The sequence below is a fragment of the Bacteroides reticulotermitis JCM 10512 genome, assembly GCF_000517545.1.
In the GTDB taxonomy this organism is placed as follows: domain Bacteria; phylum Bacteroidota; class Bacteroidia; order Bacteroidales; family Bacteroidaceae; genus Bacteroides; species Bacteroides reticulotermitis.
Map to the genome: position 1 here is coordinate 1 of NZ_BAIV01000057.1, position 11,376 is coordinate 11,376.

Annotated in this window: 12 protein-coding genes and 2 pseudogenes; all 14 read left to right on the top strand. The window is 45.5% G+C overall.

The genetic code is table 11. The features are described from left to right. Nucleotides 1-102: DUF4134 family protein (locus tag JCM10512_RS22270; protein WP_004315125.1), on the top strand; the 102-nt coding region annotated here is incomplete at its 5' end. 23 nt (nucleotides 103-125) lie between these two features. Next, the gene (locus tag JCM10512_RS20480) at nucleotides 126-449 is read left to right on the top strand and encodes a DUF4133 domain-containing protein (RefSeq protein ID WP_044165756.1); all 324 of its coding nucleotides are present in this window, start codon (nucleotides 126-128) and stop codon (nucleotides 447-449) included. Further along, nucleotides 446-2,941, top strand: a complete 2,496-nt coding sequence (locus tag JCM10512_RS20485) for a TraG family conjugative transposon ATPase (RefSeq protein ID WP_044165745.1) — start codon at nucleotides 446-448, stop codon at nucleotides 2,939-2,941. The genes JCM10512_RS20480 and JCM10512_RS20485 overlap by 4 nt, the downstream gene beginning before the upstream one ends. 39 nt (nucleotides 2,942-2,980) lie before the next feature. Continuing rightward, entirely contained in the window at nucleotides 2,981-3,277 is a 297-nt protein-coding gene (locus JCM10512_RS20490; protein WP_044165747.1) for a DUF3876 domain-containing protein, read from the top strand. Nucleotides 3,278-3,339: 62 nt separating this feature from the next. After that, nucleotides 3,340-3,960, top strand: a complete 621-nt coding sequence (locus JCM10512_RS20495) for a DUF4141 domain-containing protein (RefSeq protein WP_044165748.1) — start codon at nucleotides 3,340-3,342, stop codon at nucleotides 3,958-3,960. A 68-nt stretch (nucleotides 3,961-4,028) separates the two neighbouring features. Continuing rightward, nucleotides 4,029-5,056 (top strand): annotated as a pseudogene (gene traJ, locus JCM10512_RS20500) (conjugative transposon protein TraJ). A 34-nt stretch (nucleotides 5,057-5,090) separates the two neighbouring features. Further along, complete coding sequence (gene traK, locus JCM10512_RS20505; protein ID WP_044165749.1) at nucleotides 5,091-5,714, top strand: conjugative transposon protein TraK; 624 nt, start codon at nucleotides 5,091-5,093, stop codon at nucleotides 5,712-5,714. Nucleotides 5,715-5,718: 4 nt separating this feature from the next. Next, nucleotides 5,719-6,024 carry a TraL conjugative transposon family protein gene (locus JCM10512_RS20510; RefSeq protein ID WP_044165751.1) on the top strand — a complete coding sequence of 102 codons (306 nt, stop codon included), beginning with the start codon at nucleotides 5,719-5,721 and terminating at the stop codon, nucleotides 6,022-6,024. Then, nucleotides 5,996-7,324, top strand: a pseudogene (gene traM / locus JCM10512_RS24985) (conjugative transposon protein TraM). Before JCM10512_RS20510 ends, traM begins: the two are co-directional and overlap by 29 nt. 46 nt (nucleotides 7,325-7,370) lie before the next feature. Further along, on the top strand, nucleotides 7,371-8,291 hold the full coding sequence (gene traN / locus JCM10512_RS20520) for a conjugative transposon protein TraN (protein ID WP_044165753.1): 921 nt from the start codon (nucleotides 7,371-7,373) through the stop codon (nucleotides 8,289-8,291). A gap of 1 nt (nucleotide 8,292) precedes the next feature. Next, on the top strand, nucleotides 8,293-8,877 hold the full coding sequence (locus JCM10512_RS20525) for a conjugal transfer protein TraO (protein ID WP_044165754.1): 585 nt from the start codon (nucleotides 8,293-8,295) through the stop codon (nucleotides 8,875-8,877). Nucleotides 8,878-8,888: 11 nt separating this feature from the next. Further along, nucleotides 8,889-9,365: a DUF3872 domain-containing protein gene (locus JCM10512_RS20530; RefSeq protein ID WP_044165755.1), complete on the top strand. Its 477-nt coding sequence runs from the start codon at nucleotides 8,889-8,891 to the stop codon at nucleotides 9,363-9,365. 149 nt (nucleotides 9,366-9,514) lie between these two features. After that, a complete protein-coding gene (locus JCM10512_RS24445) occupies nucleotides 9,515-10,567 on the top strand; it encodes a peptidoglycan DD-metalloendopeptidase family protein (protein ID WP_244437403.1) in 1,053 nt (350 codons plus the stop codon). 316 nt (nucleotides 10,568-10,883) lie between these two features. Continuing rightward, a complete protein-coding gene (locus JCM10512_RS24450) occupies nucleotides 10,884-11,306 on the top strand; it encodes a hypothetical protein (RefSeq protein ID WP_244437404.1) in 423 nt (140 codons plus the stop codon). Nucleotides 11,307-11,376: the final 70 nt, after the last annotated feature.

The following is an 11,376-nucleotide window of genomic DNA, read 5'->3' on the forward strand; positions in this document are numbered from 1 at the left end:
AGTTCAGGCGACCCGGACACCTCGAAAACTGCCGCCAGTTGGTTCGGAGCCTGTATTTTCCTGATAGTAGCAGCCACTATCCTGCGCTCTTTCTTCCTTTAATAACTACTCCCAAAAACAACGATATGGAGTACAATATTAATAAAGGGATAGGCAAAAGCGTGGAATTTAAGGGATTGAAAGCACAATACCTGTTCATTTTCGCCGGTGGCCTGCTATCCGTTTTCGTGCTGTTTGTAATTCTTTACATGATCGGCATTGACCAATGGATTTGTATAGGCTTCGGCATAATAGCCGCATCGGTACTGGTATGGCTGACTTTCAACCTTAATGCGAAATACGGTGAGAACGGGTTAATGAAGCTCATGGCAAAACGCCAGCATCCCCGTTACCTGATAAACCGCAAAATTCCATACCGCTTATTCCGCAAAAAGAAGAAAGCGCTATGAGGAATATAATGAAAGCATCCACGATAGAGAGCAAATTTCCGCTGCTGGCTGTCGAACACGGATGTATAATAAGCAAAGATGCGGATATAACGGTAGCCTTTCGAGTCGATCTGCCGGAACTTTTTACCGTAACCAGCGCCGAGTATGAAGCCATACACGCCGCATGGGTAAAAGCGGTAAAGGTACTGCCGGACTACACTGTGGTGCATAAGCAGGATTGGTTCGTCAGTGAAAAATACCGTCCGCAGACGGGCGACGGTGATATGAGCTTCCTTTCGCGCAGTTATGAACGGCATTTTAACGAGCACCCGTTCCTGAGCCACTCCTGCTACCTGTTCCTTACAAAAACGACAAAGGACAGGATGCGGATGCAGTCTAATTTTTCTTCCCTCTGCCGGGGCAATATCATCCCTAAAGAGGTGGATAAAGAAATGACCGTGAAATTTCTGGAATCTGTCGGGCAGTTTGAACGGATTGTAGACGATTCGGGGTTTATTACTCTTACCCGTCTTACGGACGATGAGATAACGGGTACGGCAGATAGCGCAGGATTGATCGAAAAGTATTTTGCCCTGTCGCCGGAAGATACTACGACACTGGAAGATTTGGAGCTGGGAGCGGACGGTCTGCGCATCGGAGATAAAAAGGTATGCTTGCATACCTTGTCCGATGCAGAGGATTTACCGGGACGGGTGGGGACAAGTATCCGCTATGAGAAACTATCCACTGACCGGAGCGACTGCCTTTTGTCTTTCGCTTCTCCTGTCGGGCTATTGCTCTCTTGCGACCACATTTTCAATCAGTATTTGTTTTTGGATGACAGCGCCGAAAACCTGCGGAAGTTTGAAAAGCAAGCCCGCAATATGCAGTCGCTATCCCGCTATTCAAGGGGAAACCAGATAAATAAAGAGTGGATCGACCACTACCTGAACGAAGCTCATTCTTACGGACTGACATCCATCCGGGCACATTTTAACGTCGTAGCATGGAGCGAAGATGCAGACAAGTTGCAACATATCCGCAACGATGTCGGCTCACAGCTTGCGCTTATGGAATGCCGTCCGCGCCACAATACGGTGGATGCGGCAACGCTCTATTGGGCGGGGATGCCCGGCAACGCGGGAGATTTCCCTGCGGAAGAATCATTCTACACGTTTATCGAACCGGCACTCTGTTTCTTTACAGAGGAAACCAACTATAAAGATTCGCCAAGCCCGTTCGGTATCAAGATGTGCGACAGGGTTTCAGGAAAGCCCCTACACCTGGATATATCCGACCTCCCGATGAAAAAGGGAATCATTACAAACAGGAACAAGTTTGTATTGGGGCCTTCGGGCAGCGGCAAGTCGTTCTTTATGAATCACATGGTTAGGCAATACTACGAACAAGGCTCCCATATCGTACTGGTTGATACGGGAAACAGCTATCAGGGATTGTGCGAACTGATCCGGCGCAAGACCAAAGGACAGGACGGCATATATTTTACATATACCGAAAAATCCCCGATTTCTTTTAATCCGTTTTTTACAGACGACTATGTTTTTGAAACGGAAAAGATGGACAGTATCGTTACGCTGCTCATGACCTTATGGAAAAGCGCGGATGAAAAAGCGGGCAAGACGGAAAGCGGAGAGTTGGGAAATGCCGTATCAGGTTATATCCACCTTATTCAGGAAGATCGTTCCATAACGCCCTGTTTCAACACATTCTACGAGTATCTGAAAAACGACTTCAGGGAAGAACTCAATAACAGGGAGATAGCGGTTGAAAAAGAAGATTTCAACATTTCAAATCTTCTGACTACGTTGCGCCCCTATTACAAAGGTGGGCGGTACGATTTCCTGTTGAACTCCGCAGATGAGTTGGATTTATTATCTAAACGCTTCATTGTCTTTGAAATAGATGCGATAAAGGATAATAAAGAACTTTTTCCCGTGGTTACAATCATCATCATGGAAGCCTTTATCAATAAGATGCGCAGGCTGAAAGGTGTCCGAAAACAATTGATCGTGGAAGAAGCGTGGAAGGCGCTTTCGTCGGCGAATATGGCTGAATATCTCCGCTATATGTACAAGACAGTGCGTAAGTATTTCGGCGAGGCCATCGTGGTTACACAGGAGGTCGATGATATTATTTCCTCTCCTGTGGTGAAAGAGAGTATCATTAATAACTCGGACTGTAAAATACTGCTCGACCAGCGGAAATTCATGAACCGCTTCGATGCTATCCAATCGCTGCTCGGACTGACCGACAAAGAGCGTTCGCAAATACTTTCCATCAATATGTCCAATCATCCCGGCAGGCTTTACAAAGAAGTCTGGATCGGTCTGGGCGGTGTGAAAAGCGCCGTTTATGCCACCGAAGTTTCAATGTCGGAATACCTGACCTACACAACTGAGGAATCGGAGAAAATGGAAGTGATGGAGCTGGCCGAAAAGCTGGGCGGGGATATAGAACTGGCGATAAAACAACTTGCTGAAAGCAAGAAGTAAAGTAAGGAGGAACCGGTCATGTGCAAAAGAAACAGGAGTATGTCCGATCCGTTGAAATGCCAACAGTATTTTCTGTTGGAGGATATAAGGGGAAAATGGGTAAGCTGCGGCGGGGACAGAAGCCGGATGCCGGAGGTGCATATTTATCGCACAGGAGTTTATCATCACCGAATTAAATTCTCTTATGATCCCAATACGGTTTTCAACTGTCCCTTATGGCATCGGTGGGGCGTTACCTTTTTCTATCTGTACGGGCGCATCCAGCTAAAATACGATGCTGAAAGGGACGTACTGATCCTTTCGGACTATGGCGACTATTACAGGGCAGAGGATTAGCCTATCGAATGGGTATCCTCTCCCTTTCAAAAGAAGTATTAAACAAATAAAAAAGTAAAAACATGAAACGATTGATTTTATTAATGTGCGTAACCGTTTTTGGTTTCACATTTCAAGCGAAAGCGCAATGGGCGGTTCTTGACCCGTCCAATCTGGTGCAGAACATTCAGCAGGTGGTTAAATCCTCTGCTACCGTGAGTAATCTGGTAAGCAATGTTCAGGAAACAGTAAAAATCTACGAGCAGGGTAAAGAATACTATGATGCGCTTAAATCGGTCAATAACCTGATTAAAGATGCCCGCAAAGTAAAGCTGACTATCGAAATGATAAGCGAGATTACCAATATTTATTCAGGCGGGTTCAATAGAATGGTATCTGATCCCAATTTCAGTGTGAACGAACTGGAAGCTATCGCTCTGGGTTATGCCAAGTTGTTGGAAGAAGGCGGGGCTTTGGTTACGGAACTGAAAAACGTTGTTACCCCCGGCAACGGACTGTCGTTGTCGGATAAGGAACGAATGGATGCGATAGACCAGATTTATACTAAGATGGTCGATTACCGTAACCTGACCAAGTATTATACTAATAAGAATATCTCCATTTCATTTATCCGGAGCCAGCAAAAGGGTGATATGGAGAGAGTGCGTTCGCTTTATGGTAAACCATCAGAAAGATATTGGTAAGCATGATGTTATTAGCAGTAGATTTTGAAAACCTGCATCAGATTCTCCGAAATCTGTATCAGGATATGATGCCCCTTTGTGCCGACATGATCGGTGTCGCCAAAGGGGTGGCCGGACTCGGCGCATTGTTCTATGTGGCTTACCGTGTATGGAAGTCGCTGGCAAGCGCCGAACCTATTGACGTGTTCCCTCTCTTACGACCGTTCGCCATTGGCTTATGTATAATGTTTTTCCCAACTATCGTGCTGGTACTATCAATGCCGTTATGTCTCCCGTAGTAACGGGAGCACACGGTATTTTGGAAAGCCAGATAGAGAACGTGGAAGGATTGCAACAACAACGGGATGCATTGGAATATGAGGCGCGGGTACGAGAGGGAAAAGAGTGGCTTGTCAATGACGAGGTGTATGAAGAAAAATTCTCGGAACTCGGCATCCGGCAAATCGGCACAATGGTGTCGATGTGGTGGGAGCATACATGGTATAATATAAAAATGTGGTTCCGGCAACTTGTAAGCGATTTCTTTGAATTGCTCTATAATGCCGCCGGACTGACCATTGATACCCTACGAACCTTCTTTCTGGTCGTCCTTGCCATTTTGGGGCCGCTCTCTTTCGCCCTCTCTATTTACGACGGGTTTCAGTCCACGCTGACCAACTGGATATCACGGTATATAAGTGTGTACCTGTGGTTGCCCGTGGCTGACATCTTTTCGGCGGTACTCTCTAAAATTCAGGCTTTGATGCTCCAAGCTGATATTGTCGCGCTCCAAGATCCGTCCTATATACCGGATGGGAGCAATGCTGTGTATATAATATTTCTCATCATCGGTATTATTGGCTATTTCAGCGTACCGACTGTAGCCGAATGGATTATCCAATCCGGCGGCGGAGCAAGCGGAGCAATGGGCGGGATCGCCCGTGCCGGGGCATTTACAGCAGGCGTTGGCGGTGCAATCGCCGGAAACCTGATAGGCAGGGCTTCGCATGGTGGAGGTAATTCTTCGGGCGGCTCATCCGGCGGAGGTAGCGGCAGCGGTGGCGCACCCAACGGACAGAATTACCAGACATCGGGAGGTGGCGGCCCTACGCCGTAAATCGCCAATTTATCAATTTTAATTATTAAAAATTATGGAGTTTAAATCATTAAAGAATATAGAAAGCAGTTTCAAGCAGATACGGATATTCGGTATCGTGTTTCTGGTGGTGTGCCTCGCCATAACGGGTTATTCCGTATGGTCGTCATACAACTTTGCGGAAGCCCAGCGGCAGAAAATTTACATTTTGGATGAGGGCAAATCCCTTATGCTGGCGCTCTCGCAAGACCTTTCGCAAAACCGTCCCGTCGAAGCAAAAGAGCATATAAAAAGGTTTCACGAACTCTTTTTTACGCTCTCTCCCGACCGTTCGGCCATCGAATCCAATATCAACCGGGCTTTGTTTCTGGTCGATAAGAGCGCTTTTGCGTATTATCAGGATATGCAGGAAAAGGGGTATTATAACCGCATTGTGTCGGGCAATATTAACCAGACCATTCAGGTGGATAGCGTGGCGATTGATTTCAATGCTTATCCCTACCGTGCCATGACTTACGCCCGGCAAATGATTATCAGGGAAAGTAATATCACGGAGCGATCTCTGGTTACCCGGTGCAACCTTATCAACTCGGTAAGGAGCGATAACAACCCACACGGTTTTGCAATGGAAAAATTTGAAATAATCGAAAACCGCGATCTGCGGACATTAGCACGGTAGGATCATGGCAAAGAAGAAACAAATAAATCCCTTTGAATGGGTGGGCGACCGCCTCCGCTATGCGTGCGGATCGCTCAGTAAGGATGCCCGAATATTGATAACCATTCTTATGGTTCTGACACTTAGCGGGCTGTCTATCTACATCACTATTTCCTCCATTTACCGTGTAGGTAAAGGAAACGGCGAAAGGATGCAGATACAGCATATTGAGCGGTTGGAGCTGGAACTCCGGCAGAAGCAATCGCAGTTGGACAGTGTAAAACAAATAAACGAATTTAATTATGAGTACAGAGAATTTGAATCAGAATAACGAAAAGCCTGTGGTGGAGAAGGAGAAAAAAGAACTCACGCCCCAAGAGTTACAGAAGCGTAAGAAGATGATAATCTTCCCGCTACTGTTCCTATTGTTCGCCGTCGATGTGGCTGATCTTCGCCCCGTCAGGGGATAAAGGAGAAGAACAGAAGGACGGTTTTAATACTGACCTGCCCACACCTAAAGAGAGTGGCATCATATCGGATAAGCGCGAAGCCTACGTGCAGGATGCCATGCAATCCAAGCAACAGGAAAAGATGCGCTCCTTACAGGATTTCGCCTTTAATCTGGGCGAAGATAACGCTACCGAAAAAGAACAGGTAAAAATAACTCCCCAATCACCGGATTATTACGAAGAACCGGAATCGGGTAACAGGTCATCTTCCCGGAGCGGTAATGCTTTCCAGACTTCAAACAACGCCTATCAGGATGTGAACCGCCAATTAGGTAATTTCTATGAAGAACCCGCCACGAAAGTGGACGAACAGGCGCAACTTGCTTTGGAATCACGCATACAGGAATTGGAACAGAGACTGATTAATGAACAGGTGCGCAAATCCGAAGAGGAAGAACAACTGGCGATGATCGAAAAATCCTATGCTATTGCCGCCCGCTATATGGCGGCGGTGAGCAGCCTTCCGGCGGTAATGTGCCTGCGGTACAGACTACGGGTAAAATAACAACGCAACCTGTTACGCAAGTACGCCACAATGTGGTATCGCTATTGGCTGCCCCAATGCCGGATTCTGTCTTTATGGAAGAATTTGTCAAACCCCGGAATTGGGGATTTAACACCGCTGCCGGAAACGAAAATGTTCAGGACAAAAACAGTATCAGGGCGTGTGTCTATCAGACAGTAACGATTACGGACGGGCAGGAAGTGGGTTTACGCCTTTTGGAACCCATGATAGCCGGAAATTACCTTATCCCGAAGAATACGGTGGTAACAGGCTCGGCACGTATCACAGGCGAAAGGATGGGCATTACCATTAACGCTATCCAACATGCCGGAAATGTTATCCCGATTGAACTGTTGGTTTATGATCTGGACGGTGGGCAGGGTATTTCCGTTCCCGGTTCGGAAGAGATAAATGCTATCAAAGAGGTAGCTGCTAACATGGGGTCGGGCATGGGCAGCAGTATCACGATAACGGATGATGCCGGTTCGCAACTGCTGGCTGATTTGGGACGGAGCGCTATTCAGGGTGCATCGCAGTACGTCAGTAAAAAGATGCGGACGGTAAAAATAACGCTCAAAGCGGGGTATCAGGTATTGCTCCTGCCGCCTTTGAAATAAAGACAACCACTAAAATTCCATTTTTATAACAATTAAAAAACAAGTAATGAAAAAGATTTTTTTGATGTTCGCTTTCGTAGCGACAGTATTTGTGGCTAACGCACAGGAAAACCCTTCAACGGGTGATTATTTCGACGGACTTACACGTCCGCTTACATTCAACCGGATGATACCGCCCCATGCGCTGGAGGTTACATTCAGTAAAACGGTACATATCATTTTTCCGTCCGCTATCCGCTATGTGGATTTAGGGTCGGCGGATCTGCTGGCGGCAAAAGCCGATGGCACGGAGAACGTCCTGCGTGTGAAAGCCGCTCTCAGGGATTTCAGCCGGGAGAGTAATCTGGCGGTTATTACCGAAGACGGTGCATATTACACGTTCAATGTGAAATATGCCGATGAGCCGGTAAAGCTCTCTATTGAGATGACCGATTTTATCCATGACGGGGAAGTGGTAAATCGTCCGAACAATGCGCTGGATATTTATATGCACGAACTCGGTCAGGAATCGCCGCTGCTTGTCAAGCTGATTATGCAATCCATTTACAAAAATAACGACAGGGAAATAAAGCATATAGGCTCCAAGCGTTTCGGCATTCAATACCTGCTGAAAGGAATTTATTCGCATAACGGGTTGCTGTATTTTCATTTGCAACTGAAAAATTCCTCCAACGTGCCATTTGATGTGGATTATATCACTTTCAAGATTGTGGATAAAAAGGTAGCGAAACGCACCGCCATTCAGGAACAGGTTATCTGGCCGCTCAGGGCACATAACAATGTAACGCTCATCGGTGGTAAAAAGAGTGAACGTGCGGTATTTACCTTACAAAAATTCACTATCCCGGACGATAAGCACCTCATTATCGAACTTCACGAAAAAGAGGGTGGACGGCATCAAACCTTTATGGTAGAGAATGCCGATCTGGTACGGGCGAAGGTTATAAACGAACTGAAAACGAAGTAATATGCAAAGGACTGTGTTTTTTATCGTAGCGGTGTTGTGCTTTATCACGGGTGGTCAGGCACACGCCCAACGCGCCCTGAAAGGGATGCGTGGATTGGAACTGCGGGGCGGCATGGTGGACGGTTTTCACACATCAGACAACCGCAACGAATTGGGGTACTATTTCGGAGTTGCCATGACGACATACGCCAAGAACGCCAATAAATGGGTGTTCGGGGCAGAGTACCTGAACCGCTATTATCCTTACAAGGACGGGCGTATTCCTATGGCGCAGTTTACCGGAGAGGGTGGCTATTACTATAAGTTTCTTTCCGACGGTTCAAAAACCTTTTTCTTCTCTCTCGGTGCATCGGCGCTGGCCGGATATGAAACGGTAAATTGGGGCGACAAACTGTTGTATGACGGCTCGACCATTCAAAATAAAGACAGTTTCCTGTATGGGGGAGCGATTACTCTGGAGGTTGAAGCCTACCTGTCGGATAGGGTAATCCTTGTTCTGACAGGACGTGAACGCATCTTATGGGGTACTTCCAGCGGACACTTCCATACGCAGTTCGGTATCGCACTGAAATTTATGATTAATTAAAAGTAAACACAATGAAAAAGATAACATTCAAAAAAACGCTTGCGCTCACGGCATGGCTGGCAGCCATCGTATTGATGTTTGTCGCCTGTGATGATGAATTGGATATAAAGCAGGTGTATAGCTTCGACTTGGAAACAATGCCCGTTCAGAAACGGATTACCGAAGGCGAAACTGCTGAAATAAGATGTCAGATAGTCAGAGAGGGTAATTATAGCGAAACGGCATTCAAAATTCGTTATTTCCAAAGTGACGGTAAAGGCGAGTTAAGACTGGACGACGGTACGGTATTCCTCCCGAATGACCTGTACCCGTTGAAGAAAACAACATTCCGGCTTTACTACACTTCGCATAGTACGGATCAACAGGCTATCGACGTGTATGTCGAAGATTCATTCGGGCAGGTGGTTCAAAAAACATTCAGTTGGCAGAATGCCAAAGGGGATAAGGATGAGATTTTACAAAAAGTATCAGACTATGATTATAGGTAGTTTGCTCGTATTCAACGCCCTCTGTTGGATATGGATAGCCCATTCGCTAAGTAATGCCCCGACAGATATAGAACTGTGGGGAGAGGAAGTTGAATAAATAAGCAAGTACCCGGAGCAATTCGGGTACTTACTTTAATTTACAATTGACTATGAAATATATAATAGTGTTCATCATCGCTTTGCTGCATTTGCCTGTTTGGGGGCAGTCGGGCGATTCTCTGAATAGAAAATCGGAAATAGAAGAATGTACAAAGCAGATATATTCTATACATGAGTTTCAGCGAATTGCCGATTCTATGCAAATGTCTATCGACGAACTATGCGACTATCCTGTCATTCTTCCGATTAAGAAGCCACAGCGTATTTCATCGGGGTTTGAGTGGCGTATTCATCCTGTTTATAGAACAAGAAAATTCCATACAGGGATTGATATTCCAAAAACTAAAGGTACTCCTGTATATGCTACCGGAAACGGGGTGGTAACCCGCAAAGGTTATTGTTCAGGGTACGGAAACTTTATCGAGATTGAACACGCAGGCGGTTTCCGCTCATTCTACGCACATCTAAGCAGAACAATGGTGAATGCAGGGGATTCGGTAAGTATAACCCAGCAAATAGCTTGTGTAGGCAATACGGGAACAACAACAGGTAGCCATTTACATTATGAGGTAAGGAAAGATAATCGTTTTCTGAATCCTACCGGATGGTGTGGATGCCTATTTGAAATATTGAAAAACAATACTAAACAGAATCAATATGAATTTTCTAAAATCTCAATTACAACCGGGAGAGGAAATAAATATCGTGCGCGGATTCATTATTTCCTCTTTGTTGAACCGTTATGCCTGCTTATGGTGGGCGGTTTCATTCTTGGCGATATATCCGTTCCTATAATGAAATGGCTTGGAATAACGGTACTTTTTCTTGGGCTGGTTTCGCTTGTGCAACGGATTTTTGTCAAGGTCGGCTCCCTGTTTGTCGTTACCAATCGGCGAGCGATACTCAAAACAGGTATTATCCGCAGACGAGTAGCTGAACTGGTGCTGAACAAGTGCGAAGGCTTGCAAACTACCCAAAGCGTAACGGGACGAATATTCGGTTACGGTACGCTGGTGGTAACAACAGGCGGTGCAACCAACTGTTATTACTTTGTCGGCAAACCTTTTGATTTTAAGCGGGCTATAAATGCCCAGATCGGATGAGATACAAAGACCGGAATATGATATATTTAGGAAAAAGATGTATCTTTGTAGCCCGACATAGGAAAATATAATTCCTGTGTTCGGAGTGTAGGAAAGAACAACATATTGTGGGGCTTTAGAAAACAGCCAATTTACGAAAGTTCACCCGAATATGATAGTTTCTCTTTCTGCCTAATCGTGTATATGAGCAAAATCATATATCGAAAGGGCGTAAGGTTACAGAACTATCAGTGGACGGGCGCTTGGCTGTGCCTCTAAAGCCGGTTTGTTTGTAATTCTTACGCCTGTTTTCGTTTAATGATTTAAGATTACGAATATGGTAGAAACAACAGAAAGATTTTCAGACGAAAGGGCCACCGGATTTGCCCGCTCCGAAGTTGCGGAGAAATTAAAACCAGTTATAGGACTACATGAGATTGAGGTGAAAGATGACCGTCTTGAATTTCCGAGTGTTCATCCTTCTGCTGAAGTTTCCGAATCCGAATTGCCGGATGAAACAAAAACGACGGTTATACTTTATAAGGATATAACCTCTATATCTCCTTTTGAGGCTCGTATTGAAGTGTTATTGCAATGCGGTGAACTCTATATTTTCTCTACAATGGATAGCGTTAGAACGCACATAAATACTTATAATAGTAGTGGAGATATAAAATCCCAAAAACCGATTACAGCACAAGATGTTACAGAAAACATCTGGGATAGTCTGGATGAAACATTATCTAAAGCCAAGAAATAAAAAACGGTTCTTGTTTACCGTTTTCATTGATGGCTTTTTGTTTCTTTATCCAAACATTTGGATAAAGGTA